The sequence below is a fragment of the Flavobacterium soyae genome, assembly GCF_021245985.1.
GTDB classification, from domain to species: Bacteria; Bacteroidota; Bacteroidia; order Flavobacteriales; family Flavobacteriaceae; genus Flavobacterium; species Flavobacterium soyae.
Genome location: NZ_JAJQXA010000008.1, coordinates 1 through 26,170 on the forward strand (window position 1 = coordinate 1; position 26,170 = coordinate 26,170).

The window sequence follows — 26,170 nt, forward strand, 5'->3', positions numbered from 1 at the left end:
ATCTAAAATCTAAAATCTAAAATCTAAAATCTAAAATCTAAAATCTAAAATCTAAAATCTAAAATCTAAAATCTAAAATCTAAAATCTAAAATCTAAAATCTAAAATCTAAAATCTAAAATCTAAAACCCTCTTTGTCTTTTCGCTTCAAAAATTAAAATAGCGGCAGCGACCGAAACATTCATGCTGTCGATTTCGCCCTGCATTGGGATAATGATGTTTTGTGTTGCGGCTTCACGCCATTTTTGCGTTAGGCCTGTAGCTTCTGTACCCACAACCAAAGCGGTTGGAGTGGTGAAGTTTTGGGTATGATAGGAAGTTGAATTTTGTAAAGTAGCCGAATAAAAATTGATCTTTTTTTCTTTCAAAAATGCAATAATTTCTTCGGTTGTTCCAGTGGCGATTTGGTTGGTAAATAAACAGCCAACGCTGGAGCGCACAATATTCGGGTTGTATAAATCGCTTTTTGGGTCAGCAATTAAAACGGCATCAAGATTTGCGGCATCTGCGGTACGTAAAACGGCACCAACATTTCCGGGTTTTTCAAGAGATTCAGCCACTAAAATTAATGGATTATCAGATAATTTTAAATCAGATAATTTTAAGGATTTGGTTTTGGCTACAGCCAAAATACCTTCGGTTGTATCGCGATAAGCTAGTTTTTGGTAAACTTCTTTGTTGATTTCGATTAACTGAACTGATTGAGCAACTAGTTTGTTAATTTGACTTTCTGTAACTAAATCGGGTAAAAATAAAATGGTTTCAATTTCGTAACCGCCTTTTATGGCTAATGAAATTTCGCGTTGTCCTTCAATTAAAAATGTTCCGGTTTGTTTTCTGGCTTTTGCTTTTTCCTGTAATAAAGCAAGCGATTTTATAAACGGATTTTGAACTGAAGTTATTTGTTTCATTTTTTTGAGTCTCAAAGTTGCAAAGGCTCAAAGGTACAGAGTTTTTTTCTTCCTGCAAGGTTTTTAAAACCTTGTAGGTTTTGAATTGTTATGGTTTTTGCCACGAATTACACGAATTTTCACTAATTATAATTGAACATAATCAAAATAAATTCGTGAAAATTCGTGTAATTTGTGGCAAACAAGAACTCAGTTATTTCTCAAAGACTTCTTTAACTTCAGTTTCAATAGGATGATCTGTTGTGAAATTGTATCCCATGATTTTTGCAAAAGTCTGGGCGAATTGTTTTTGGTAGAATTGCGAATCTGTTTTGATTTCGCCTTTTGGGGCAATTTCTGGTCCCATTGCGGCGAACCAAATTTGCGATGCGCCAACAATATCAGCTCCGTGATCTGTCCATTGTGATTTTATTTTGTCACCGCGGCCGTGATCTACGGTAATAAAAATAGTCGTTTTGTTTTTGTACTGTGGATCATTTTGTACAAAATCCCAGATTTCTTTAATCCATTTATCAACCTGATTAACGGCGTCAAGATACGATCTGTAATGACCATGATGCGCCCATTCGTCGGTTTCGCCGTAAGAGATATACAGCACTTTTGGTTTCTTGGTCTTAAGTTCGTCCATTGCCTCATAATGTGTAAAAACATCAAGGCATTCATCTTCGTGAAAAGGCTTAAACGAATTATTTCGCATTTCGTTTAATAATTTTTGAGAGGCTGTAGGCTTGTTTCCGCCCACATTATCAAAAGCAGAAATTACAGGGAAACCACTTCTTTCTTCATTTAAAATTCGGTCAAAAGCGTCCCACGCACCAAAAGCAGCAACTTTTCCTTTTAGTTTAGATTGTTTATTCAGAAATTCCAGAACATTTACGTTTGGATTGGGTTTGTAACCATTAGAATTTATCTGAACGTCAACATTTCCAGTCATAATCTCGCTATAACCAGGATAACTAAACCAATACGGATTTGAAACATCGACTTTACTTCCAAGATCACGATTTCCGTAAATTTGCCCTTTCGTAGCAATTTCTGTCCAGAAAAAAGGCATGATTTTTTGACGTGATGCTGCAAAATCTGAAGCAGCGTATTTTTTATAAATATAAGTACTGTCTCCCTGATTGAATTTTTTATCATTGGCAATCGCCGGATCTAATCCTTTAAAAACTTCCTGCCATCTAAAACCGTCAGTAGTTATGATGATAATGTTTTCTGTTTTTTGTGCAGAAGATAAAAAGCTGATTAAAATGAATAGAATTTGGACTACTTTTTTCATGTTGGATTGAGTTGCAAGATTTAGAATAAATAAGTTCAAATTTAATTCGTTTTATGAAGAAGATAACTGATTGACATTTTCTTAACTGATTCTTAAAACTGAATGGGTAAGAGTTGTCTTTTATTGCTCAAATAGATGTTTGAATGAATTTTTTAATATTTCTAATAATTTAGAAGGTCTAAATTCTGTTAATTTTATTGTAGATAATACTCTGTCAAATGCGACAAATGTTACAAAGGACTGTAAAACAGCTTTGTCAATGTTTGGATTTTCATAAAAACTTGTGTTTTGAAGAGTCATCACATTTACAATTATTAAATAAATTAGATATAGAAAGAATATGATGAATTTAATATTACTTAAAGATATTATATAATCATTTAACTCTATAAGTTTGAAATGTTGAATTCTTTTTGATCCATTATGGAAGTATACTACCGTTTTGTCAACTACAAATTTTATTTGATTATGTAATAAAAAAGCAAAGATTACTCCAACTGTTAAAACTAGATAGATCCACGTTTCTAAATTAATAACAGTAATTTGATAATATTGGTCTAATCGATAAGCAATCATTGGAATTAAAAATGATAGTGCCAAATAAAGATACAAACTAATTTGTATACTTAGGACAGGAATTGCAATAGCCGTAAATAATGCTAAAATTGTAATAGGTAAATAAATTATTTGGGCAATTATATTAAGAATCCGAGATTGGAACCTTTTATTTATTTGAAAAATAATTATGCAAATTATTATGTACAGAGCTATTTTTAAAAATAAATTATCAATTTTAGAAGAATAATTGATAAGAAGAAGAAATAAGTATCCGAACCCAACAATTAAGACGTTTATTAAGATAATTATTAATGTTGAAAAAAAATCTTTTCCACTACCTTTCATAATATGATTGTCATTAGTTTAGAAATTTATTTTATTTCTACAAAATCCCTCTCGCTTTAATCTCCAAATACTTATTAATAGCATCTAAAGTTAAATTCTCAGGCTGCGTTAAAACCGAGTGGATTCCGTATTTCTTTAATTCGTTTGCGATAAGACGTTTTTCAAACATGAATTTTTCGGCAATTACTTTATCGTAAACTTCCTGAATGGTATCTGTTTTTTTATTGATGATAGCGTTTAGTTCCGTATTCTGAAAAAAGACAACAACCAATAAATGACTTTTTGCAATTCCTTTTAAATAGGGAAGCTGACGGTGTAAACCGTCCATTGTTTCAAAGTTTGTGTACAGAATAATCAAACTTCTTTGGTTGATGTTTTTCTTGATATCAACATATAATCGGCTGTAATCGCTTTCGAAAAAGTCGGTTTTGATGTTGTATAAAGTTTCAAGGATTTTTTGCATTTGCGAACCTCTTCTTTCTGCAAAAACTCTGTTCTCTACTTTTTTCGAAAAAGCAAAAATTCCTGCTTTATCCTGTTTTTTCAAAATTACATTTGATAAAACTAGCGTTGAATTTATCGCATAATCCAATAAACTTAAACCATCAAAAGGCATTTGCATAACGCGCCCTTTGTCAATTGCCAAATAAACAGACTGCGATTTTTCGTCCTGAAACTGATTCACCATCAGTGCATTTTTCTTTGCTGTGGCTTTCCAGTTTATAGTTCTAAGATCATCACCCTGAACATATTCTTTAATTTGTTCAAATTCCATGGTATGACCAATTCGGCGGATTTTTTTAATTCCGTATTGATATAAATTATTTGAAAATGCTATTAAATCGTATTTTCTTAATTGAATATAAGACGGATAAGTTGGCACCATTTGATCTTTTGCAAAAGAAAATCTTCTTGAAATTAATCGTAAAGGCGAAGAAACATAAATATTTAAATAACCAAAATGATATTCGCCGCGTTCGGTTGGACGAAGATCGTATCCGATTTCTTTTTCTTCTGATGCTTTTACTTTTTTTGCAATTTTAAAATTACGAACCTGAAATTGAAACGGAATTTCATCAATTACCCTAACCAAAATTGGAAACGTATAATGATTTTTGATTTGAATGTTTATTGGATTTAAATCTCCGTTTGAAAGCTTTTCGGGTGTAATTCTCTCGGCTTCAATTCCTGTTTTGGCCAGATATAATATTAAAATATCCAAGCCTAAAAAAGTGATCAAAACCAAAACAATAAACCAAACCGCGTTGTATAAATTCGGAAAAATAAAAGCGCAGACAAATAATGCTATAATGCCCAAAAGCACATAGAAGAAGAAATTATTGAGATATAGACTTTTTATGAATTTCACTTTTTTTATAGTTTCAGGTTTCAAGTTTCAAGTTTTCCTGCAAGGTTTTTAAAACCTTGTAGGTATTTTTGACTTAGAATAAATTATACAATTAATACCTACGAGGTTTTGAAAACCTCGTAGGAACAGAGAATTATCTGGGAATCTCTACGGTTTCAATAATTTGTTTGATAATTTCAGAACTTGTAATTCCTTCCATTTCACGTTCCGGAGCAACGATAACACGGTGCTGTAATACAGGAATTGCAGCTTCTTTAATATCTTCAGGAGTAACAAAATCGCGTCCGCGAATTGCAGCGAAACCTTTTGATGCGTTCAAAATTGCAATCGATGCACGAGGCGAAGCTCCTAAATATAAAAAGGCATTTTCGCGTGTGTTTACTACGATTCTTGCGATATATTCTAATAGATTTTGCTCTACTCTAATTTGTTTAACTAAAGCTTGATATTGATTTATTTCTGCAGAAGAAAGAAGCGTTTGAATAGCTTCTAATTTTCCGTGATCCTGCAATAAATGCTCTCTCTGAATAATCAGGATTTCTTCATTTAATTTTGGATAATCGATTGTGATTTTGAATAAGAAACGGTCTAATTGCGCTTCTGGTAAACGGTAAGTTCCTTCCTGCTCAATTGGGTTTTGCGTTGCAATTACCAAAAACGGAGTTTCTAATTTATATCCAGAACCGTCAATTGTAATCTGGCGTTCTTCCATAACTTCAAAAAGAGCGGCTTGTGTTTTTGCCGGCGCACGGTTGATCTCATCAATTAAAATTAAATTAGAGAAGATTGGCCCTTTTTTGAATTCAAATTCTGAACTTTTTAAATTGAAAATAGAAGTTCCTAAAATGTCTGATGGCATTAAATCTGGCGTAAACTGAATTCGGCTAAAACCAATATTTAATGTTTTTGCCAATAATTTTGCTGTAATTGTTTTTGCAACTCCGGGAACACCTTCCAGTAAAACGTGTCCGTTTGATAAAATAGCAACCAAAAGCTGGTCAACCATTTTATGCTGTCCCACAATTACGGTTTCGATTTCTTTTTTAATGGCGTTTACATGCTCTAAAAGCGGTGCTAAATTTATTCGGGTTTCAAAATTCACATTTTCATTTGTAATTTCTGTTTCTGGTGTATTAATATCGTCCATGTTTGGTGTGTTTTTTAATTCGTTTTATTTTATTTTTTTGCCACAGATTATTAGGATTAAAAAAGATTTTTTCTAACTCTTTAAATTTTAAATCTTGACAAATATTTTTAATGTATAATTTTTTCGATTGCATTATTAATTCGGATTAAATCCTGTTCAATGCTGTCATGATAACTATTTCGGTGTTCGTTAATTAAAAATACGAGTTCCTGAATATCTTTTTCATCTTTACCTGTTTTATGATGCAGTTTTTTAACAAACTCGTCATCCAGTTTTGTGGTATCGATTAAATATTCGGTTCTGATTCTTTCTAAGAAATAAATGATTTTTTTATCGATGATATTTTTGTGATCGCCTTCCTGATAATACAAATTACCAATTGTTTTGGTAAAATCAATTGTCAAATTAGACAGGGGCTGCAAAATAGGAACAATTCGCTGTTTTCTTTTGGCATTAAATATCATAAAAATCAACATGCCAATCAGGAATAAATACCACGCCCATGCTAAGGCGGGCTGACTTAAAATATATCGAAGCGGTGACCCGGAAATATTTTCATCTGTCTGCAATTTTGTGTACCAAAAAACATCTCCTTTTGGGATATACGAAAGCACATTTTCAGCATATTGATAGCGATCCTTTTTGAGCATATTATAATTTGTAAAAGCAACAGGATGCATGTGCAGAAAGAAATTTCCGTTTTTATAAGGGATTTTTATAAAATTGATATTTTTCTTCTTTTTCGGATTTCCCTGATAACCTAAAACAATTGTGTTTAGCGTATCAATCTTAGAGAAATAATCAGCAATATCACCAGTTGATTTGTATGCTTTTCGACTCAGTTTTTTATTAGCCATCCAAACAAAAGCACTATCTGTTGGACGGAAATTTGAAGTATACTCAAACTTTAAACTGTCTAATAAAGGTTTGGGAAAATTTGCCATACTTAAAAAGGCATTATTTCCGTGTGAAACGAAATACATAATCTCCTTCATTGACTGATCGTCAATATTGTTTTGTACAGAAATATTAACAAAAGTCCCTTTTACAGAATAAGTTTCTACTAGTGAATCTTCATCGTATTTTGAATCTAAAAATTCATAAGGTGTTACAGCCGAAATTCTTTGGATTTTTTGTTTCTTAAAAATCCCGCCAATTTCTTTATCAAAAACATATAGCCCAAAAGGGATTTTGTCATTGACAGAATAAGTTGGACGCCAGTCAATAGGCTTTGGTTTGTCGTAATCTGAAACTAGAATTAAGATAAAAATAAAAACCAGAACAGAAATGTATATTTTGATACTTTTATTCATTAACTAAAGGTTTTTATTGCATTCTTAAATCTACTTTGTGCTTTGTTGAAAGTGTTTTCATCAATTTCAAATTCGCCATACCAAATATAATTGTAGAGGTATGACAAGTATGTAAACTCTTCTCTATGAGCAGGTCTTTGAAGCTCGTATAAATAATCTGAATTTGTTTTTTCGATATCCCATTCGATATAATTATTCTGGGCCATTATTTTTAAAAGCCAAAGATAATAGTATCGAATTGCAGCACGTTTTTCACCAGACTCGAGACTTTCTTTAATCAATTTTTCGAAATCTAAAAGATGAATATTTTTCTCGATATCAGAATAATAAACGGTTCTTTTATTAGAATTTTTGCCAAAAATCCATTGACCTTCTTTATTAATAATTGCTTTAACGATTAAGTAAATCATCAAAATAACTCCTAACGTCAAAATAATTCTAATCAATATACCCACAAAGCTCAAAGAAGCTTCGGTTGTACTAAACGAAAACAGACTTCTAAAAATACTGGCAAGCCAGTCTTTAAAACGATCCCAAAGACTTTTTTCGGGAGTTTTATATTCGTAAACAAAATCTGGATTGGTATATTTTTTCTGGTAATTTTTTGAAAAAGTCTTGGCTTCAATTGAGTCTGAATCAATTTGAATATCTTTTTCAGTGTATTTTATCGAAGCAATTTTTGGAGGATCTTCCGTCATCAAAGAATCCTGCGCATTCGAAATACTGCAGAAAAGGAAAAAAGATAAAATAAATAAAATTTTATTCATTACTGGTTTAATTAATTCGGTTTGGCTGATAATTTATGTACTTTTTTGTAAACAATAGCAGGATAAACCAAGTAATAAAATGAAATTATTCCTAAAGTAAATAATATAATAAAACAGCTTAACCAATTAGGCATATCGATAGAATATCTCGTAATAAATCCTTCAAGAAAACCTGCACCAATGGTAAAAGGAAAAGTACTTAAAAATATTTTAAAACTGTTTTTAAAACCAATTTTAAAAGAATTAATTCTTGAATAGGTTTTAGGAAACAGGATGGAAGCACCTAAAATAAACCCGGCGGCAGATTCAATTACAATGGCAAAAATTTCCATAGAACCATGAATCCAGATTCCGCGGACACTTTTCCAGAATACATTTTGCTCGTAAAAGAAATATTGAAAAGAACCCAGCATTAATGAATTTTGAAGAAAAACATAAAACGTTCCAATTCCTGCAAAAATTCCATACATATAGCATCTTGCGCCAACATAAAGATTGTTCATCGTAATGCCAATGAAACTTCCCCAGTTCGACCCAGATTCGTAAACAGCTACAGGATTTCCTTTCTTGATATTTTCTAAAGTCATATTGACATAATCGTCGCCTAATATCAATCGAACAAAATTTGGATCGTAGCGTGCAGAAACTACCCCCATTGCAACGGTGGCAAAAAAGAGGATAAAAGCGTATAAAAGATATCTTTTGTATTCAAAAAGCAAAAGCGGCACTTCTATTTTAAAAAATTCTACAATCCTGTTTTTTTCCGTTCGCTTCGTTTTATAAATCTTTTGATAAATCTGTGAAGCTAAATGATTTAAATAGATAACTGTCTTACTTTTAGGGTAATAAGTTTGCGCATAGGAAAGATCATTCATTAATTGAATGTACAAATTAGCTAATTCGTCAGGATTTTTCTTAGCTTTACCGAAAATAGCTAGCTCAAATTCCAGCCATTTTTCTTTATTTTGTTTTATAAAGGCAACTTCTCTCATTGAGGGCTAAAATATAAAATATGTCAGAATTATCTATTAACACAACACAAAATGTTAAAATAAATTTTGTCGCCGCCTCTGTAGGTGAGCGATTAGGTGCTTATTTCATTGATGCAGGCATTAAACTTTCGTATATATTTTTGATTATTTGGGTGTTTTTTTACTGGATGGACATCGATAGCTTAATGACAAATTTAGATACCTGGTCAAGAGGGGCCATATTTCTGGTGTTATTTTTCCCGCTGATTATTTACTCTATAACTTTAGAAAGTATTTTTGAAGGACAGTCCTTTGGGAAAAAACTAGTTAAAATTAAAGTTGTAAAAATAGACGGTTATCAAGCAAGTTTTGGCGATTACCTTATTCGCTGGTTTTTTAGAATTATTGATTTTAGTTTATTCAACGGAATCATTGGTTTAATTGCAGTGGCTTCGAGTAAAAAATCACAGCGATTAGGGGATATGGCAGCCGGAACAGCTGTAATTACTTTAAAAAACAAAATTAATATCAGCCATACAATCCTTGAAGATATTGGCGAAGCTTATGTGCCGACTTATCCTTTGGTAATTAAATTATCTGATAATGATATGAGAATTATTAAGGAAACGTACCAAAGTGCGCTGGCTAAAAATGATCACGAAATTATCTACAAACTGGTTACAAAAATCGAAAGTGTTACCGGAATCAAAAATCAATCAGGAAATAACAGTGATTTTATTAGGGTAATTTTAAAAGATTACAATTTTTATACACAGCATATGTAATGAATTGCTTAGAGTTAATTCATTGTATTTCTTAGTATTAATTATCCATAAATTTTATAAATTTATCAGACTTGTAAAATCAGGATTATAAATTAAATTCTAAATGATATGATGATTAAAAAATTAACTGCAGTATTATTACTGTTTTTTGTATCTTTTTTTGGTTTTGCTCAAGGCGGAAAAAAATTAGATAAAATTATTAAAAGAGATTATCAGATTATTGAAGGTACAATTAGTAAAATATCTGATAAAACGATTGAATATTCTTTACCCGGAGAAACGCTGGTCATTTCTCTCGATGTTTCGCAAATAGCCAGAATCGATTTTGCAAGCGGGCGTTCGCAGACTTTTGATGTAAGTCAGGGAAATAATGCATCTTCAAATCCTCCGGTTATTGCAGCTGCAGAAACAAAACCTAATACTATTGCTGTACTTCCGGTTCCGTATTTAAATTCAGATACACAGGAAAGCTCAGAAGATATGGCAAAATTTGCCCAGAATGATCTTTATAATAAATTGATCGATAAATCGTCGAATATTTTTCCGCTTACAGTTCAGGATTTAAGAACAACGAATAGTTTACTGCACAAAGCAGGAATTGATCACAACAATATTGATGAAACACCAATTGAAGATCTTGAAAAAATTCTTGGTGTCGATAATGTTGTAGCGGCAAAAGTTTCTTATACCATGAATTCAGGAACAACTGCCACAACTTACAGCAGCGGAGGCGCAAAAGTAAGCGACAATAATAAGAAGGTAAAAACTAATGATGTTTCGACAACAACTGCAAACACACAGGTTTATTACTATTACACGGTTTATTTTGACATGTATAAAAACAACACAAAAATATATTCGCAGACTCGTAAACCGTTTTTGGCGGTAAAAGACAGCTGGGTCGATTCAATTACTTATTTATTGAAAAGAAGCCCTATTTACACAAAAAAATAACAAATTGAGGAGCTGCAATTAATTTAATCTTTGTATCTCTGCACCTTTAATTTTTTGCACCTTAAAAAATGTTTCATTTATTAGATATTATTGGCACGATGGCATTTGCAATGTCCGGAGCATTAACAGCAATGCATAAAAGACTCGATCCGTTTGGGGTTTTTATCATTGCTTTTGTTACGGCTGTTGGCGGCGGAACGCTTCGTGATGTTTTAATTGGAAGAACTCCAGTGGGCTGGATGATGAATCTTCAGTACGTTTATGTTATTATTTTAGGTTTTTTTCTGGCTATTATTTTCAGAAAAAAGTTTGATAAACTAAGAACTTCCCTGTTTTTGTTTGATACCATTGGTTTAGGGGTTTTTACCTTAATTGGCCTTGAAAGAGGAATTGTAACGGGTCTTCATCCTGTAATTTGTGTGGCTTTAGGAACCATGACAGCTTGTTTTGGCGGAGTAATTCGGGATATTTTATGTACCGAAATCCCAACGATTTTTAGAAGAGAAATCTACGCAACAATCTGTATTTTTGGAGGAATCGTATTCTTTGGCCTTAAGAAATTAAATTTAGAAGATGATGTTTTGTACCTTGTAACCTCTGTTGTAATAATTTCAGTTCGTTTACTGGCGGTAAAATACAAATGGTATCTTCCGGCTTTTGAACATAAATAAAGATTTTTAAATTTAGCCACAGATTAAATTGATTAAAAAGATTTTCTTTGCTAATTAAAAATCATTCTAATCTTTTTTCCCGATAGCTATCGGGAGTAGCATAAAAATGAAATACACCGTAAAAAAATACGATCAAAACGATTACAAATTATGGAATGACTTTATTGTTCAGGCCAAAAATGCAACGTTTTTATTTCATCGTGATTTTATGGAATATCATCAGGATCGGTTTGAAGATTTTTCACTTTTAATTTTTGAAGAAGAAAAACTAAAAGCTATTCTGCCAGCCAATAAAAAAGAAAACTCCATTTATTCGCATCAGGGTCTTACTTATGGAGGATTGGTTTTTTCGTCTAAATTAAATGCCGAAAAAACAGAGTCAATTCTAAACTCGGTTTTATTGTTTTTGAAAGAAAACGCAATTAAAACTTTTTATTACAAGCCTATTCCGATTTTTTACTTTCCGGAAGGAAATCAGGAACTTGACTTTTTTTTATTTAAAAGAGGAGCGGTTTTAGAACGGAAAGAAATGAATTTGGCAGCCAATTTAAATTCTCCACTAAAAATCTCAAAAAGTAAATTAAAACATTTTAGAAGAATTGAAAATCTTGATTTGGATATTATTGAAGAAGAAGATTTTAAACCGTTTTGGAATGAAGTTTTAGAACCGAGATTATTAGAGAAATTTAATGAAAAACCCGTTCATTCAAAAGAAGAAATAGCACTTTTAAAAGAGCGATTCCCCAAAAACATCAAACAATTTTCAGTTTATCAAAATGATGAAATTATTGCGGGAATAACCATTTTTGAAACCCAAAATGTTGTAAAATCACAATATGGGGCCACTTCTAAAAAAGGAGAAGAAACGCGGGCATTAGATTTTTTATTCATTAATTTGATCCACCGATACAAACGAAAAGGAAAACATTTTTTTGATATGGGAATTGTAAATGAACAAAACGAATCCGGCTATCATTCTGGTCTTCTAAAACAAAAAGAAGAATTAGGCTGTAAAGTTTACAATCAGGATTTTTATAAATTGGATATAAAATGATACTGTTTCTAGATCTAAAAAAAATTAATGAACCGTATGAAGCTGCTTTTCAGAAGAAACTGAAACTGGTTTTAGAGAATGGCTGGTATATTTTAGGAAAAGAAACAGAAACCTTCGAAAAAGCTTTTGCCAAATATTGCCAAAACAAATACTGCATTGGAGTAGGGAATGGCTTTGATGCTTTGGTTTTGATTTTTAAAGGTTATATCGAACTCGGAAAACTCAAAAAAGGCGATGAAGTTATTGTTCCTGCAAATACTTATATTGCCAGTGTTTTAGCCATTTTACAAGCAGATTTAGTTCCCGTTTTGGTTGAACCGAAATTAGAAACCTACAACATCAATCCGGATTTAATTCCCGAAAAAATCACATCAAAAACAAAAGCCATTTTAGCCGTCCATCTTTACGGACAATTAGCCGAAATGGATAAAATAAATGAAATTGCATTGCAAAATGATTTGATAATTGTTGAAGATGCAGCACAATCGCATGGAGCAGAAAGAAATCTAAAATCTAAAATCTACAATCTAAAATCTGCAATCGCTTATAGTTTTTATCCCGGAAAAAACCTGGGCTGTCTTGGCGATGGCGGAGCAATTACAACCAACGATCCAGAATTAGTAAAAGTGTTGTTTTCGCTTCGAAATTATGGTTCAGAGCAAAAATATTATAACGAATATATTGGCGTAAATTCAAGATTAGATGAATTACAAGCCGCATTTTTAAACGTAAAACTGTCCAATTTAGATGCCGATAATGAGAAACGAAGAGCAATTGCAAAACGTTATTTAGCTGCAATTAAAAATGATAAAATAGAATTGCCGTTTTGGGATTTTTCAAACAATCATGTTTTTCATTTATTTGTTATAAGAACTAAAAACAGAGATCATTTACAGCAGTATTTGACCAAAAATAATATCCAAACCGTAATTCATTATCCGGTTCCACCGCATAAACAAAACGCATTTCCAGACTGGAATAATTTATCATTTCCTATTACGGAAAAGATTCACAATGAAGTTTTAAGTTTACCAATGAGTCCTGTTTTGACAGAAACGGAAGTAGATTACATTATCGAAATTCTAAATCAGTATTAATTCGTGACTGATAGCAAAAAATCATATCAGCAGATTTTAAAAACAACTTCACTTTTTGGAGGCGTTCAGTTTTTTTCTATTTTAATTTCAATAATCCGCACCAAATTAATTGCCGTTTTTATAGGTCCGGCCGGAATGGGAATTATAGCTTTATTAAATTCTACTTTAAGTGTTTTAAGCAGTGTTTCGGGTCTTGGAATTGAAACCAGCGCAGTCAAAAGTATTTCAGAAAATTTCAATAAAGACGATATTCGAATGGTTTCGATAACGATTCGAATTGTAAAAAGAATTGTTTTTTTTACTGGAATATTAGGAATGCTATTGACTATAATTTTCTCAAAAGCTTTAAGTATTCTCACTTTTGGAGATTCGAGCCAAACGTATTCGTTTATATTTCTTTCCCTTACTATTTTATTCAAACAATTATCTTCTGGACAATTGGCTGTTTTGCAAGGTTTAAGACATTTGAGGTTTTTGGCTAAAGCCAATTTTTATGGAAATTTATTCGGATTATTGTTTTCAATTCCACTCTATATCTATTTTAAGATTGAAGCCATAATTCCAACCATTTTGCTTGCATCCGTAACTTCATTGATTTTTTCGTTTTATTATTCAAATAAAGTTAGAGTAGAAAGCAAGAAAGGAGAAATTACAAACGATGTCTTTGTAACCGAAGGAAAATCGATTATAAAATTAGGCTTTATGCTTACCATAAGCAGTGTTTTAACGCTTTTGACAGCTTATCTAATTCAAATTTATATTGGCAAAACCGGAGGCTTGGAACAAGTAGGATTTTATAACGCCGGATTTACATTGCTAAACTCCTATGTGGGAATTATTTTTACGGTTATGAGCACCGATTATTTCCCGAAATTGGCTTCTATAAACTCTGATAATGATAAAGTTAGAGTTAGCGTACAGCAGCAGGCTTTTATTTCGGTTTTAATTATAACGCCCATTATTGTTTTGTTTCTTGCTTTCAGCCAAGTTATTGTTAAGATGCTTTATACCTTAAAATTTGAGGCTATTTTACCCATGATTTGCATTGGAATTTTAGGAATGCTTTTTCGCGCTGTTTCCTGGGCAATGGGATTTATTTTAATTGCAAAAGGTGATTCTAAAATGTTTATAAAAACTGCCGTTGGTTTTAATGTTTTATCTTTAGTAATGAATATTTTAGGCTATTATTTTTACGGATTAGAAGGTTTGGGTTTTAGTTTCTGTCTTTATTTTTTATGTCATTTTATCGGCTTAAAAATCATCACTAAAAAAAGATATAATTTTTATTTTGAAACAGAGTTTTTCCAAATCTATTTGGTTTGTTTGGTAATTTGTATTGCTTCATTTTTACTCCGATTTATCGAAACTTCGGTTTTAAAATATGGGTTATTATCGGTTATGATTTTGATATCTTTCGGTTTTAGTTTGTATCATATTGATAAAAAGATGAATTTAAGCGAAATATTTACGTCATTTGTTCAGCGAAAAAAAGAGAATAATGATTCAGAATAGTTATAGAAAATGCAGGTCATTTTATCATAAATTAAAGTTTTACTGGAAAGTAAACTGGATCAAAACGCTGTATTTTAACTTTAAGAAATTTCCTTTTGCAATCGCTAAAAAAATGCCTGTTTTCTTTTATGGGAAAGTAAAATTCACCTCAATTAATGGTGAAATTCAACTGGATGGAAAAATCCAAAAAGGAATGATTGGTTTTGGTCAGCCTTATGAATTAAACACGGTTCACAAAGGAATCGCTGAAATTAATATTTTAGGGAAATTAATTTTTAAAGGAAAATTCCAGTTTGGCAAAGATTATTTTGTTTTCGTTGGAGAAAATGCGGTTTGCGAACTCGGAAATATGGCTTCTCTCGCTTCAAGCGGAAAAATAATCTGCACTGAAAAAATTGTTTTGGGTGAATATGCCCGTTTTGGTTCTGAATCGCAGATTATTGATACCAATTTTCATGATTTAATTGATACTCAAACTGGAGAAAAACTAAAAAAATCGACTCCAATCACTATTGGGAATTATAATTTTATGAGCAACAGGGTTTCTGTTTTAAAAGGAACTCAAACACCAAATTTCTGCACCGTTGCATCAAATAGTTTATGTACCAAAGATTATACTTCGCTTGGCGAAAATATCTTAATAGGAGGTGTTCCGGCTAAATTAATCCGAAGTAATATTTCACGCGATTGGAGCGGAGAAAAACAGCAGCTTGATGATTTTTTGACAATTTAAAAATGCGTTTATGGTACGCGGATTTTACGGATTTACTTCGTAAAGACGCGGATTGACACGGATTTTATTTTTTAAATAGATAATAAAAAAATCCGTTTTAATCCGCGTTTTATTAATCATTTAAATAATATACGAAACCGATGCTTTATTTCAAGAAGAATATATTTTGACAGCAGCTTATAATTAGAGGTTTTAAAGTTTAAAAACATTTCAAAATGGATTCGTTTTAAAATAGCTTTATCCTCTTGTTTTGTTCTGTTTAATTGAATAGCTTTCTTGATAATCAAATAAGTAGAATAATTGATTTTTCTGGATCTTGAATCATTTTTGATATGAAAATGAGTCCCTAAAGATGTTGTTGTAATTCGTTTTTTGATTAAAATTTCATCGATATAATCAAAATCATATTTACGTGAAGCACGAATCCATAAATCTAAATCCTCATAAGCCAGATTTTCATCATAACCCTGTAAATCATCAAAAACCGATTTTTTAACCATTGATGAAACAGAGCAAATACTATTTCCACCCGAAAGTACACTCAAATAAATGTCTCCGGTTTCTCTTTTTTCGATTGTTTTTTTGGATTCATCAACCGGAAAAAAATAAAAATAAGAATCGCCTTTTTCATTAATTAGTTCAGCATTTCCGTAAACAATCCCAAGATTTTCAAACCTGTTTTTTTCGAAAGCTTTTAATTGTAATGAAACACAATCGGGTAATAAAATATCATCACAAGCCAAATCAATAATATATTCGCCGTTGGCAAGTTTTAGTGCTTTATTAAAAGATTTTGTACTTCCTAAATTAGTTTCATTTTCAATAAATTGAATTTCCGGATAAGCTGCAATCCAGTTTTTTATAACTTCTCGCGAATTATCAGTACTAAAATCATCTACAATTATCAATTCAATAAAAGGATAATCCTGATTTAGAGCAGATAATAAACTCTGCAAAACAAATTTTTCATGGTTATAGCACAGGCATATAATGCTCACTATTGATTTATCCTGCATATTGTTTATAAAGATTTGTTTAATTTAAAATGGATAAAAATCTATTAAACACATAGAAACATAGATCATTAGCTGTTGTTTTTTAGATCATTAAAAAAGCAAGCTTTCACACATAGACACGCTATGTCACTTGATGCGAAAGTGAAACGCTTTTTTAGAAGGTTTAAACTATGTTTCTATGTGTTAAAAAGATATATTTGATACGAAAATAAGAAATCAAGAATGATATCATCTCACAAAAAAAAGAAAATTGCTCTTATTGGTTATCGCTTAAGCGGAGGCGGAAGCGATAAAGTAATGGCAAATTTGTCTGTTTTTTTTGAAAAACATGGTTTTGATGTTGATATAATTATTGTTCTGGATGAAGTTAATTTTCCCTATTCAGGAAAATTGGTAAACTTAGGATTGCTGAAAAACAAAAGCAACGGATTGTATAATAAAGTCAAAAGATTAAAGGTTTTAAGAGCATATTTAAACCAGAATCAGTTTGATTTTATTATTGATTTTCGTTTTCGTACAAAAATCCTGCAGGAACTTATTTTAGCCCGATTTATATATAATACCAAAACTATTTTTACCGTTCACAGTTTTTTAATCGATCATTATATGCCCAAAAAACCGTGGCTGACACGATTGATGTACAATCATTGTTATGCCAATGTGGCGATTACAGATGAAATGAAAATGTTGATTGAAAGTACACATAAACTGCAAAATGTAATTACAATTCATAATCCGGTAAATCTTGAAGAAATTAAGGAAAAACAAGATGAAAAAATAGAATTGGAATTTGATTTCATAATCGCAATTGGTCAATATGAAAACGAAATTAAACAATTTGACAAACTGATTTTAAGTTACAGCAAATCTAATCTGCCTCAAAAACAGATTCATTTGATAATTATAGGAAATGGTGATGAAACAAAGCTCAAAAAAGTAATTTTAGAAAATAATGTTTCCCAGTTTGTTCATCTTTTAGGCTATCAAAATAATCCGTTTAAATATGTACAGAAAGCCAAATTTTTGGTTTTATGCAGTAAAAACGAAGGTTTTCCAAATGTGATTTTAGAAGCTTTAGCCTGCGAAACTCCAGTTGTATCTTTTGATTGTGATTTTGGGCCAAGAGATATGATTACTTCTTTTGAAAATGGTATTTTAGTCGAGAATCAAAATTGGGACAAACTAACAGAAGCAATGAATTTATTTACGGTTAATGAAAGTTTATATCAGCATTGTAAAAAAAATGCATTAAAAAGTATTGAGTACTTTTTATTAGAAAAAATTGGACAGCAATGGTTAAATTTGCTTGAGGAACATTCATAATATGACAACAATTCAAGATATTTCATTACTTAAAATTCCGGTGGTAGAAGACTTGAGCGGGAATTTGGCTTTTATTCAAAACGGAGTCCTGCCTTTTGAATTTAAGCGTGTTTATTATCTTTTTGATGTTCCAAGCAGTGCTTTTCGCGGAGGGCATTCGCATATAGTACAGCATGAAGTTTTGATCGCTTTAAGCGGAAGTTTTGAAGTAACGGTAAATGACGGAAAAGAGAAAAAAAGCTATTTACTCAACAAACCCAATGTTGGATTGTATCTCCCGAAAGGAATTTGGAGAGAGTTAGAAAACTTTTCTTCGGGCGCGGTTTGTCTGGTTTTGGCTTCAGATGTTTTTGAAGAGACTGATTATATTCGGGATTATGAAACTTTCTTGAATTCTAAAAAATGAAACTGCTTTACATTGTTCCCAACATAAAAAATGCGGGAGGAGTTGCCAGAGTTTTGTCCATTAAAGCTAATTATTTTATTGAACACTTTGGTTACGAAGTTCATATTCTGTCACAAAATGAAAAAGATAATTTACCTTTTTACGATTTCAGTTCTAACATTATCTTTCATAATATGATTTTGGAGGGAAATGTTTTTCATTTTCTAAACTCCTATAAAAAGCAGTTAAATCAAAAAATTGCAGCAATAAAACCAGATGTAATTCTTGTTGCTGATAATGGTTTGAAAGCTTTTATTTTACCAATGATTGTTAAAGCGAAAATTCCAATTGTTTTGGAGATTCATTCTTCTAAATTTATTGAAGGACAATCATTAAAACCAAATATCTTTTCAAAATTAAAATATCGATTCAAAGATTTTGGTGCCATAAAATATACTAAAGTAGTCGCTTTATCTCCCGAAAATCTAAAAAATTGGCATATTAATAACGCCGTAATAATTCCGAATCCGACCTGGATTAAAATCGAAAATGCTGCAGCTTTAAAAAACAAACGGGTTATTGCTGTTGCAAGAAATTCGTATGAAAAAGGTTTAGACAGAATGCTGTTAATCTGGGAAAAAGTAACCCAAAAACATCCAGAATGGACTTTAGATATTTATACAGATGAAATTGATTCTTTAAACAATATTGTCATTGATTTAGGATTAACTTCCACAATAAATATTTTTAGTTTTGTAAAAAATATAGAAGAGAAATACCTTGAATCTTCTATTTTAGTTATGACTTCGCGATTTGAAGCATTTCCAATGGTTTTGATAGAAGCAATGTATTTAGGTTTACCAAGTGTTTCTTATGATTGTCCTTCGGGGCCGAGATCTATCATTACAGATAATGAAAATGGCTTTTTAATCCCGGATGGAGATTTAGAATTGTTTGCTGAAAAACTTTCTTTTTTAATTGAAAACGAAGAATTGAGAATAAAATTTGGCACGGCATCAAAAGAAAAAATGAAAGAATATCAGCTTGAACCTGTTATGAAACAATGGAAAGTTTTATTAGAGAATTTCTAATTTGTTTTTATACTGCACAAATAGGTTAATTTGTAAATATTAAGCAGCAGTAAAGAAGGATTTTTGGAGTTTAGCTGTTTTAAAATTAGGGCATTAAATGTCTTGAAGAATAACCCTGCCGGATAACGTAGTTTAAAACGTTTCAGTAAATGGTATACCTTCAGTATTTTTAAAAAATCAGAATCAATTTGTTTTTTGCGATCAAGAATAAGCAGGTTTTCTAAGCTGTTTTTTACTTTAGATATATAAATAAGGTTTTCGTCAATATCGCCATGCTGAATCGCATTTTCAATATGTTTTACCTTAAAATCAGACTGACTTACCTGATAAGCAAAAAGTGTATCTTCATGTCCGTATTTAATTAAACTAGAATCAAATTTTATCTTTATAAAACAATTTTTTTTAATTAATGTATTATTGAACATCAAGGTTTTATACAAAGCAGTATTTCTTTGAGAAACCGTTTTGTCTTCAACCAAACGTCCGTATTTCCAACGTAATTTTTGTTTATCAGAAGAAACATTTTCAGGATGAATTCGGCCGCCATAAACAATATCAAAATCCTGTAAATTATCTAAATAGTTTTGTATATAATTGGGATTGATTACGATAGAATCGCCATCAATAAAAAGAAGATCTTGGTATTGTGCTTTTGATGCTAAAAGATTTCTGTTAGAACTTAACCCAATGTTTTTTTCTAAAGAAACAAAAGAACAGTTCTGTAGAGTATTTATTTTTTCATTTTCTTTATTCAGTGCAGAATTTGAAGCATCATCCTGACACAGAATTTCAAAGTTAATTCCAATAAAACGGCATTGTTCAGCAAGTTCTTCTACAAGCGAAAATACATTGTAATTATAAACCGGAATTAAAATAGAAAGCATTTATTCTCTTTTTTAAAATATATTTGTAAAGGAAATGTTTTTTATTAAAATAATAAATCAAAAATGAATTTAAGGTCTCTTTATTATGCTATTTCTCCAAAGTCAAGATTTCTGGTTCGTAAGATTTATTATTTTCCTGCTGATTTTTGGAATTCTTTAAATAGAAACAAAAACAAATATGAACCTAAAAAAGGAGATATCTTTATAGGTTCCGGCGATTTCTTGTCGCAAGGAAAACATCATTTAGAACTCTTAAAAGAATATACTTCGCTACAGCCTGATTATTCTGTATTAGATGTTGGCTGCGGAATTGGCCGCGCTGCAGTGCCCTTAACGCAGTATTTATCAACAAAAGGAAAATACGAAGGTTTTGATGTGGTGAAAAAAGGAATTGATTGGTGCAGAAAAAACATCAGCAAAGATTTCTCTAATTTTAATTTTCAGCACATTTCGCTCAATAATGATTTATACAATCTAACCAATCAAAAGGCAGAGAACTTTAAATTTCCTTATGAAGATAATTCTTTTGATACCGTTTTTCTGTTCTCGGTTTTTACCCATATGCAGCCAAAGGAAGTTCAGAATTATTTAAATGAAATTTACAGAGTTTTAAAACCTGATGGAAAATGTCTTTCGACTTTCTTTCTTTATGACGATCAAAATGAAGAATACATTTCAAAAGAAAATAAAGGATTCTGTTTTCCTTACCAAAAGGAAAACTACAGATTAATGAATGAAAAAGTTCCTTCGGCAAATATAGCTTTTAAAGAAGAATTACTTTTTGAAATGATTCAAACAAGCCAATTAAAATTAGAAAATAAGATATACGGAACCTGGTCAAACAGAGCGGTTAATGACTTGTTTGATTATCAGGATATTTTAATTCTAAAAAAAGTTTAAGATTTATACGCTTCTTTGAACCACTTCGAAGATTCTTTCGTCTTCACATTTTAATGTTTTAGAAGGGAATTTCATCAACAAAGCATAATCATGAGTTGCCATGATAACAGTTTTACCAAGTGCGTTGATGTTTTTTAATACTTCTAAAACCTCAGAACTTGTCTGCGGATCAAGGTTTCCTGTAGGTTCATCTGCAAGGATAAATTCAGGATCGTTAAGTAAAGCTCTTGCAATTGCAACACGCTGCTGTTCACCGCCAGAAAGCTGGTGAGGCATTTTGTTAAGGAAATCTTTCATTCCAACTTTATCTAAAACTTCGTCGATTTTGTATTCCATCGCCTCTTTTTCAGTCCATCCGGTTGCTTTAAGAACAAAAAGCATATTGTCCTGAACAGAACGGTCTGGAAGTAGTTTAAAGTCTTGGAAAACAATCCCGATTTTACGTCTTAAATACGGAATATCTTTCTCTTTTAAAGTTGCCAAATCAAAGTCAACAATATGAGCTTCACCTTCTGTTAAAGGTAAATCTGCGTACAAAGTTTTTAAAAAGCTGCTTTTTCCTGAACCTGTTTTCCCAATGATATAGATGAACTCTCCATGCTGAACATCTAAGTTAATATGAGATAAAATTTTTCTTCCTTCTTGGTATATAGTGACTTCTTTAAGAGATAGTACGGTTTCTGACATAATAAAATTGATTTGAATGGTAAAAGTAATAAGATAACGTTTGTATTCAAAATAAATTTCAATCATTTCTGTGAGAAATTTCAAAAAATAGCCACAGATTAAAGGATTATAATGATTTTATTCCTTTTGCGAAAGCTAATTTTTAATCTGTAAGAATCTGTGAAATCTGTGGCGAACATAACAGGATTATTATTGTAATTGTAAAACAGAAAAATATTTGTAGAAAGTTTGAGAACCAATCTTTTGGCATTTAAGATGCTGTTTAATAATTGCGATTAAAACATTTATTCATAATAAATTCAAGAAACGTTTCGTTATAAACGGTATAAAATGATAAATTTGAATACTAAATATAACTAAAATGCGTAGACTTTCCTGGTTCTTTTTATTCCAAATTATCCTTACTTCGACCATAGTTTCGGCACAAAAATCAGCTATTTATACTTACGATTTAAAGGATTTTGACAAAGCACAGGCTTTATATAACGATAAACAATACGCTTCGGCACAACATATTTTTGAGTATGTAAAAAATAATACAGCGCAAACAGAAGAAGTAAAGTCAGACTGTGCTTATTACATAGCCAATTGTGCTATTAGAACCAATCAGCCAAATGCCGATGCTTTGATGGAAAAATTTGTTGATGATTATCCAACAAGCACCAAACAAAATCAGGCTTATATTGAAGTGGCACAGTATTTCTTCGAGCAGGGAAATTATCCAAAAGCTTTGCAATGGTTTGACAAAGTTGACGAAGGTTACATGAGTAAAAAAGATTCGGATAAATTTAATTTCCAAAAAGGCTATAGTTATTTTAATGCTAAAAATAAAAAAGAAGCCACAACGTATTTTAATAAAGTAGTAAACTCTCCTGAATTTGGTTCACAAGCTAAATATTACTTAGGATTTATGGCATATGAGGGCGACGATTATAAAGAAGCAACGAAATATTTTGATGAAGTTTCAGGCGAAGAAAAATACAAAGAAAAGCTTTCGTATTATCAGGCTGATATGAATTTCAAACTTGGAAATTTTCAAAAAGCAATCGATTTGGGCCAAAAAGCAATGGCGAAATCAAATGAAATGGAAAAATCTGAACTGAATAAAATTATTGGTGAAAGTTATTTCAACTTAAAACAATATGATAAAGCCATTCCGTATTTAGAGCAATACGCAGGAAAAAAAGGAAAATGGAATAATACTGATTTCTACCAATTAGGTTATGCGTATTATGAGCAGAAAAATTACGAAAAAGCCATTTCTCAGTTCAATAAAATTATTGAAGGAAAAGATTTTGTAGCTCAAAACGCCTATTATCATTTAGGATTAAGTTATTTAAATACAGGTAAAAAGCAAGAAGCTTTGAATGCGTTTAAAAATGCTTCAGAAATGGATTTCAATGCACAGATTCAGGAAGATGCAGCGCTGAATTATGCCAAAGTAAGTTATGATATCGGTAACGCTTACCAAACTGTTCCGGGAATTTTACTTGATTTCTTAAAAAAATATCCAAACAATTCAAACAGGGCAGAAGTAGAAAAACTTTTAGTTGACTCTTATATTTCGACTAAAAACTACAAAGAAGCTTTGGTTTTATTAGAAAAAAACAGAAGTGCCGAAAATAAAGCGGCGTATCAAAAAGTACTTTTTTACAGAGGAGTTGAATTGTTTAATGAATCGAATTATACGGAAGCCGGAAAAATGTTTAAAAGCGCGATAAGCGAGCAAAAAACGCCTGAATTTACAGCTCGTGCCACTTTCTGGAAAGCAGAAACAGAATATGTTTCAGATGATTTCCAAAATGCATTATTGACGTACAAACAATTTGCCGGACTTGCTGCAGCAAAATCTACAGACGAATATAAAAACATCAATTATAACATTGGTTATACGTATTTTAAATTGAAAGAATACGATCAGGCGGCGAACTCGTTTCAGGCGCAGATTGATAATTCTCCTTCAGATAAAGCACGTTTAAACGATTCGTATTTACGTTTAGGAGATTCACGTTTTGTGAATTCTAAATATGCTCAGGCAAATGAAGCTTACGGAAAAGCAATGGACGCAAAAAGTGTAGATGCCGATTATGCTCAGTTTCAAAAAGCACTTTCGTATGGTTTTATGTCTAAAAATGATCAAAAAATCAACGAGTTGAATAACTTCCTAAAAATGTATAAAAAATCAGAATATCGTGATGATGCTTTATTCGAATTAGGAAATACATATGTGGCGGATAAAAAGAATGATTTAGCGATTAAAACATACGATCAGTTAATTTCTGAATACAAAAACGGATCTTTTACTTCAAAATCTATTTTGAAACAAGGTTTGATTTATTACAATTCAGATCGTGATGAACAAGCGCTGGCAAAATTCAAGAAAGTGGCGGCCGAGTTCCCAAAAACTCCGGAAGCTCTTGAAGCCGTTTCGACAGCAAGATTAATTTATGTTGATTCAGGAAAAGTAGATGAATATGCAGCCTGGGTTAGAACTTTAGATTTCGTTTCGGTTACAGATGCTGAATTGGATAATGATACTTACGATGCGGCTAACAAACAATACAGTCAAAATAACAGCAAAGCAGCGATTACAGGGTTTGCAGGTTATGTGAGCAAATTTCCTGCCGGATTACATGCTTTAGAAGCTAATTTCAATTTAGCACAATTATATTATGCGGAAGGTTCTGAAACCAAATCAACTCAGAATTATCAGTATGTAATTGACCAGCCAAGAAATGAATTTACAGAACAAGCCTTAAACAGACTGGCTCAGATTTACTTAAAAGCTAAAGATTGTGATAAAGCGATTCTGGTTTTAGTTCGTTTAGAAAACGAAGCCGATTATCCGCAAAATAAAAACTTTGCTCAGGCCAACCTGATGAAATGTTATTATGACAAAAATGATTATGATAATTCGGTTATTGCTGCTGATAAAGTTTTAGCGAATCCAAAAGCCGATGCAAACGTAAAAGCCGATGCACAGATTATTGTTGCACGCGCTGCCATACAAACAGGAAATGAAGATAAGGCAAAAGCGGCGTATGCAAAATTGTCTACAACTTCAAAAGGAGAATTAGCAGCAGAAGCATTGTATTATGATGCTTACTTTAAAACCAAAGAAGGAAAATTTGAAGCTTCAAATACTGCAGTTCAAAAACTGGCAAAAAGCTATTCTGCCTACAAATATTACGGAGCAAAAGGATTGGTTTTAATGGCAAAAAACTTCTACGGATTAAAAGACAGCTATCAGGCAACTTATATTTTAGATAACGTAATCAACAATTTTACAGATTATCAGGATGTTGTTGAAGAAGCGAAAAAAGAATTAAGTGCGATTAAGTTAGAAGAGTCTAAAACGAATTCGTCGATCAATAAATAAGAAAAGAGAGTAGAAAAGAAGAAAGATGCAAGAAACAAGATTGAAAAGTCTTTTCTCTTTATTCTTTCCTCTATTTTCTCAACAAAAAATAAGAACAATGAGTTTACCTTTTTATATAGTTGATGTTTTTGCTGATAAAAAATATGCCGGAAATCAATTGGCGGTTTTTTTAGAAGCTGAGAATTTAAGTTCAGAAGAAATGCAGCAAATGGCACGTGAGATTAATTTTGCAGAAAGCACATTTATAACCAAACTGGACAGAGAAAATAATAAAGCAGAAATAAGAATATTTACACCAGCTCATGAAATGCAGTTTGCAGGACATCCGATAATTGGAACTTCGTGGGTTTTGATCAATAAAATATTTGATAATTCGCCTGAAAATATAACGTTGAATGTTCCTATTGGACCCATTCAAATTCAGCAATCAGAAGATTTGATTTGGTTGAAAGCAGCGCAGCCAAAATTTTGGGATATTTTCTCCAAAGAAGATTTTACATTATTCAGTAACCTGAAAAAAGAAGATTTTGAAAATCAATTCCCAATTCAGGAAGTTACAACCGGAAGCGCCTTTGTAATGGTTGGATTAAGCAGTAAAAGAGCATTGGAAAACCTGACTTTAGATAAAGATAAAGCAGATCAATGGATGAAAAATCATTGTAAAACCGATCATAGAGGTTTGTATTTTTATTATTTAGAAGGTTCAAAATTGTTTAGCAGACTTTTATACATTGAACACAATCAGTTATTAGAAGATGCAGCGACAGGAAGTGCGAGTACATGTTTACAGGCTTTTCTGTTAAAATACCATATACCTAAATTTGAATTAATCAATTATCAGGGAGATTATATAGGGCGTCCGTCTCAAATTTATTTTAAAGGGAAATTAATTGAGAACCAGTTTGATATTAATATTGGAGGAAAAGCTCAGTTTGTTGCTAAAGGAGAGTGGGAAGCGTAGAAATTAGAAAATTGAGAGAATTAGAAAATTGAGAGAATTAGAAAATTAGAAAATTAGATAATTGTAAAATGTAAAATTG

At 31.4% G+C, this 26,170-nt stretch carries 24 protein-coding genes; 13 read left to right on the forward strand and 11 right to left on the reverse strand.

Translation table 11 applies throughout. The annotated features are described in order from the left end of the window. Positions 1-121: 121 nt before the first annotated feature. From LUU93_RS11555 to LUU93_RS11590, 8 genes are all read right to left on the reverse strand, one after another. Positions 122-910, reverse strand: coding sequence for a TrmH family RNA methyltransferase (locus LUU93_RS11555; RefSeq protein WP_232681262.1), 789 nt, complete (start codon positions 908-910; stop codon positions 122-124). Positions 911-1,103: 193 nt separating this feature from the next. Next, positions 1,104-2,189, reverse strand: coding sequence for a phosphoglyceromutase (locus LUU93_RS11560; protein ID WP_232681263.1), 1,086 nt, complete (start codon positions 2,187-2,189; stop codon positions 1,104-1,106). A gap of 120 nt (positions 2,190-2,309) precedes the next feature. Beyond that, positions 2,310-3,092 (reverse strand): hypothetical protein, encoded by a 783-nt coding sequence (locus LUU93_RS11565; protein WP_232681264.1) that lies wholly within the window; start codon positions 3,090-3,092, stop codon positions 2,310-2,312. A 37-nt stretch (positions 3,093-3,129) separates the two neighbouring features. Next, a complete protein-coding gene (locus tag LUU93_RS11570) occupies positions 3,130-4,461 on the reverse strand; it encodes a DUF58 domain-containing protein (protein WP_232681265.1) in 1,332 nt (443 codons plus the stop codon). A 133-nt stretch (positions 4,462-4,594) separates the two neighbouring features. Further along, on the reverse strand, positions 4,595-5,608 hold the full coding sequence (locus LUU93_RS11575; protein WP_232681266.1) for an AAA family ATPase: 1,014 nt from the start codon (positions 5,606-5,608) through the stop codon (positions 4,595-4,597). Positions 5,609-5,715: 107 nt separating this feature from the next. Continuing rightward, positions 5,716-6,921 carry a DUF4350 family protein gene (locus LUU93_RS11580; RefSeq protein WP_232681267.1) on the reverse strand — a complete coding sequence of 402 codons (1,206 nt, stop codon included), beginning with the start codon at positions 6,919-6,921 and terminating at the stop codon, positions 5,716-5,718. Further along, positions 6,921-7,688 (reverse strand): DUF4129 domain-containing protein, encoded by a 768-nt coding sequence (locus tag LUU93_RS11585; RefSeq protein ID WP_232681268.1) that lies wholly within the window; start codon positions 7,686-7,688, stop codon positions 6,921-6,923. Before LUU93_RS11585 ends, LUU93_RS11580 begins: the two co-directional genes overlap by 1 nt. 11 nt (positions 7,689-7,699) lie before the next feature. Beyond that, positions 7,700-8,680 (reverse strand): stage II sporulation protein M, encoded by a 981-nt coding sequence (locus tag LUU93_RS11590; RefSeq protein WP_232681270.1) that lies wholly within the window; start codon positions 8,678-8,680, stop codon positions 7,700-7,702. Between the two features lie 20 nt (positions 8,681-8,700). Between LUU93_RS11590 and LUU93_RS11595 the strand changes: the two genes are divergently transcribed. The 7 genes from LUU93_RS11595 (at position 8,701) to LUU93_RS11625 (ending at position 15,465) form a co-directional block, all read left to right on the forward strand. Then, a complete protein-coding gene (locus LUU93_RS11595; protein ID WP_232681271.1) occupies positions 8,701-9,444 on the forward strand; it encodes an RDD family protein in 744 nt (247 codons plus the stop codon). A 108-nt stretch (positions 9,445-9,552) separates the two neighbouring features. Continuing rightward, a complete protein-coding gene (locus tag LUU93_RS11600) occupies positions 9,553-10,398 on the forward strand; it encodes a hypothetical protein (protein WP_232681272.1) in 846 nt (281 codons plus the stop codon). Positions 10,399-10,466: 68 nt separating this feature from the next. Then, on the forward strand, positions 10,467-11,069 hold the full coding sequence (locus LUU93_RS11605) for a trimeric intracellular cation channel family protein (RefSeq protein WP_232681273.1): 603 nt from the start codon (positions 10,467-10,469) through the stop codon (positions 11,067-11,069). Between the two features lie 106 nt (positions 11,070-11,175). Next, complete coding sequence (locus LUU93_RS11610) at positions 11,176-12,123, forward strand: GNAT family N-acetyltransferase (RefSeq protein WP_232681274.1); 948 nt, start codon at positions 11,176-11,178, stop codon at positions 12,121-12,123. Beyond that, a complete protein-coding gene (locus tag LUU93_RS11615) occupies positions 12,120-13,220 on the forward strand; it encodes a DegT/DnrJ/EryC1/StrS family aminotransferase (protein WP_232681275.1) in 1,101 nt (366 codons plus the stop codon). Before LUU93_RS11610 ends, LUU93_RS11615 begins: the two co-directional genes overlap by 4 nt. A gap of 3 nt (positions 13,221-13,223) precedes the next feature. Next, a complete protein-coding gene (locus tag LUU93_RS11620; RefSeq protein ID WP_232681276.1) occupies positions 13,224-14,732 on the forward strand; it encodes an oligosaccharide flippase family protein in 1,509 nt (502 codons plus the stop codon). Next, the gene (locus LUU93_RS11625) at positions 14,719-15,465 is read left to right on the forward strand and encodes an acyltransferase (RefSeq protein ID WP_232681277.1); all 747 of its coding nucleotides are present in this window, start codon (positions 14,719-14,721) and stop codon (positions 15,463-15,465) included. Before LUU93_RS11620 ends, LUU93_RS11625 begins: the two co-directional genes overlap by 14 nt. A 116-nt stretch (positions 15,466-15,581) precedes the next feature. On the opposite strand, the gene LUU93_RS11630 is transcribed toward LUU93_RS11625, so the two are convergent. Continuing rightward, entirely contained in the window at positions 15,582-16,481 is a 900-nt protein-coding gene (locus tag LUU93_RS11630) for a glycosyltransferase family 2 protein (RefSeq protein WP_255669466.1), read from the reverse strand. 222 nt (positions 16,482-16,703) lie between these two features. Here LUU93_RS11630 and LUU93_RS11635 point away from each other — a divergent pair, with 222 nt between their 5' ends. The 3 genes from LUU93_RS11635 to LUU93_RS11645 are packed head-to-tail and all read left to right on the forward strand — an operon-like array spanning position 16,704 to position 19,280. Beyond that, the gene (locus LUU93_RS11635) at positions 16,704-17,804 is read left to right on the forward strand and encodes a glycosyltransferase (RefSeq protein ID WP_232681279.1); all 1,101 of its coding nucleotides are present in this window, start codon (positions 16,704-16,706) and stop codon (positions 17,802-17,804) included. 1 nt (position 17,805) lies between these two features. Continuing rightward, positions 17,806-18,210 carry a sugar 3,4-ketoisomerase gene (locus LUU93_RS11640; RefSeq protein WP_232681280.1) on the forward strand — a complete coding sequence of 135 codons (405 nt, stop codon included), beginning with the start codon at positions 17,806-17,808 and terminating at the stop codon, positions 18,208-18,210. Next, positions 18,207-19,280, forward strand: a complete 1,074-nt coding sequence (locus tag LUU93_RS11645) for a glycosyltransferase family 4 protein (protein ID WP_232681281.1) — start codon at positions 18,207-18,209, stop codon at positions 19,278-19,280. Before LUU93_RS11640 ends, LUU93_RS11645 begins: the two co-directional genes overlap by 4 nt. Here LUU93_RS11645 and LUU93_RS11650 read toward each other — a convergent pair. Beyond that, positions 19,277-20,164: a glycosyltransferase family 2 protein gene (locus LUU93_RS11650; RefSeq protein WP_232681283.1), complete on the reverse strand. Its 888-nt coding sequence runs from the start codon at positions 20,162-20,164 to the stop codon at positions 19,277-19,279. The genes LUU93_RS11645 and LUU93_RS11650 overlap by 4 nt on opposite strands. Before the next feature lie 63 nt (positions 20,165-20,227). On the opposite strand from LUU93_RS11650, the gene LUU93_RS11655 reads away from it, so the two are divergent. Continuing rightward, entirely contained in the window at positions 20,228-21,064 is an 837-nt protein-coding gene (locus LUU93_RS11655; protein ID WP_232681284.1) for a class I SAM-dependent methyltransferase, read from the forward strand. Positions 21,065-21,067: 3 nt separating this feature from the next. Here the strand turns inward: LUU93_RS11655 and LUU93_RS11660 are convergent, their stop codons facing one another. Next, positions 21,068-21,751, reverse strand: coding sequence for a cell division ATP-binding protein FtsE (locus tag LUU93_RS11660; RefSeq protein ID WP_053471180.1), 684 nt, complete (start codon positions 21,749-21,751; stop codon positions 21,068-21,070). 361 nt (positions 21,752-22,112) lie between these two features. On the opposite strand from LUU93_RS11660, the gene LUU93_RS11665 reads away from it, so the two are divergent. Both LUU93_RS11665 and LUU93_RS11670 read left to right on the forward strand, forming a co-directional pair. Beyond that, a complete protein-coding gene (locus LUU93_RS11665) occupies positions 22,113-25,130 on the forward strand; it encodes a tetratricopeptide repeat protein (protein ID WP_232681285.1) in 3,018 nt (1,005 codons plus the stop codon). Between the two features lie 97 nt (positions 25,131-25,227). Then, on the forward strand, positions 25,228-26,091 hold the full coding sequence (locus LUU93_RS11670; protein ID WP_232681286.1) for a PhzF family phenazine biosynthesis protein: 864 nt from the start codon (positions 25,228-25,230) through the stop codon (positions 26,089-26,091). The last annotated feature ends 79 nt before the right edge of the window (positions 26,092-26,170 follow it).

Excerpts from the sequence above, each read along its gene's own strand:
- LUU93_RS11555 (WP_232681262.1), bottom strand. The coding sequence starts at position 910 with ATGAAACAAATAACTTCAGTTCAAAATCCGTTTATAAAATCGCTTGCT.
- LUU93_RS11560 (WP_232681263.1), bottom strand. The coding sequence starts at position 2,189 with ATGAAAAAAGTAGTCCAAATTCTATTCATTTTAATCAGCTTTTTATCT.
- LUU93_RS11565 (WP_232681264.1), bottom strand. The coding sequence starts at position 3,092 with ATGAAAGGTAGTGGAAAAGATTTTTTTTCAACATTAATAATTATCTTA.
- LUU93_RS11575 (WP_232681266.1), bottom strand. The coding sequence starts at position 5,608 with ATGGACGATATTAATACACCAGAAACAGAAATTACAAATGAAAATGTG.
- LUU93_RS11580 (WP_232681267.1), bottom strand. The coding sequence starts at position 6,921 with ATGAATAAAAGTATCAAAATATACATTTCTGTTCTGGTTTTTATTTTT.
- LUU93_RS11585 (WP_232681268.1), bottom strand. The coding sequence starts at position 7,688 with ATGAATAAAATTTTATTTATTTTATCTTTTTTCCTTTTCTGCAGTATT.
- LUU93_RS11590 (WP_232681270.1), bottom strand. The coding sequence starts at position 8,680 with ATGAGAGAAGTTGCCTTTATAAAACAAAATAAAGAAAAATGGCTGGAA.
- LUU93_RS11595 (WP_232681271.1), top strand. The coding sequence starts at position 8,701 with ATGTCAGAATTATCTATTAACACAACACAAAATGTTAAAATAAATTTT.
- LUU93_RS11600 (WP_232681272.1), top strand. The coding sequence starts at position 9,553 with ATGATGATTAAAAAATTAACTGCAGTATTATTACTGTTTTTTGTATCT.
- LUU93_RS11605 (WP_232681273.1), top strand. The coding sequence starts at position 10,467 with ATGTTTCATTTATTAGATATTATTGGCACGATGGCATTTGCAATGTCC.
- LUU93_RS11610 (WP_232681274.1), top strand. The coding sequence starts at position 11,176 with ATGAAATACACCGTAAAAAAATACGATCAAAACGATTACAAATTATGG.
- LUU93_RS11615 (WP_232681275.1), top strand. The coding sequence starts at position 12,120 with ATGATACTGTTTCTAGATCTAAAAAAAATTAATGAACCGTATGAAGCT.
- LUU93_RS11625 (WP_232681277.1), top strand. The coding sequence starts at position 14,719 with ATGATTCAGAATAGTTATAGAAAATGCAGGTCATTTTATCATAAATTA.
- LUU93_RS11630 (WP_255669466.1), bottom strand. The coding sequence starts at position 16,481 with ATGCAGGATAAATCAATAGTGAGCATTATATGCCTGTGCTATAACCAT.
- LUU93_RS11635 (WP_232681279.1), top strand. The coding sequence starts at position 16,704 with ATGATATCATCTCACAAAAAAAAGAAAATTGCTCTTATTGGTTATCGC.
- LUU93_RS11640 (WP_232681280.1), top strand. The coding sequence starts at position 17,806 with ATGACAACAATTCAAGATATTTCATTACTTAAAATTCCGGTGGTAGAA.
- LUU93_RS11645 (WP_232681281.1), top strand. The coding sequence starts at position 18,207 with ATGAAACTGCTTTACATTGTTCCCAACATAAAAAATGCGGGAGGAGTT.
- LUU93_RS11650 (WP_232681283.1), bottom strand. The coding sequence starts at position 20,164 with ATGCTTTCTATTTTAATTCCGGTTTATAATTACAATGTATTTTCGCTT.
- LUU93_RS11655 (WP_232681284.1), top strand. The coding sequence starts at position 20,228 with ATGAATTTAAGGTCTCTTTATTATGCTATTTCTCCAAAGTCAAGATTT.
- LUU93_RS11660 (WP_053471180.1), bottom strand. The coding sequence starts at position 21,751 with ATGTCAGAAACCGTACTATCTCTTAAAGAAGTCACTATATACCAAGAA.
- LUU93_RS11665 (WP_232681285.1), top strand. The coding sequence starts at position 22,113 with ATGCGTAGACTTTCCTGGTTCTTTTTATTCCAAATTATCCTTACTTCG.
- LUU93_RS11670 (WP_232681286.1), top strand. The coding sequence starts at position 25,228 with ATGAGTTTACCTTTTTATATAGTTGATGTTTTTGCTGATAAAAAATAT.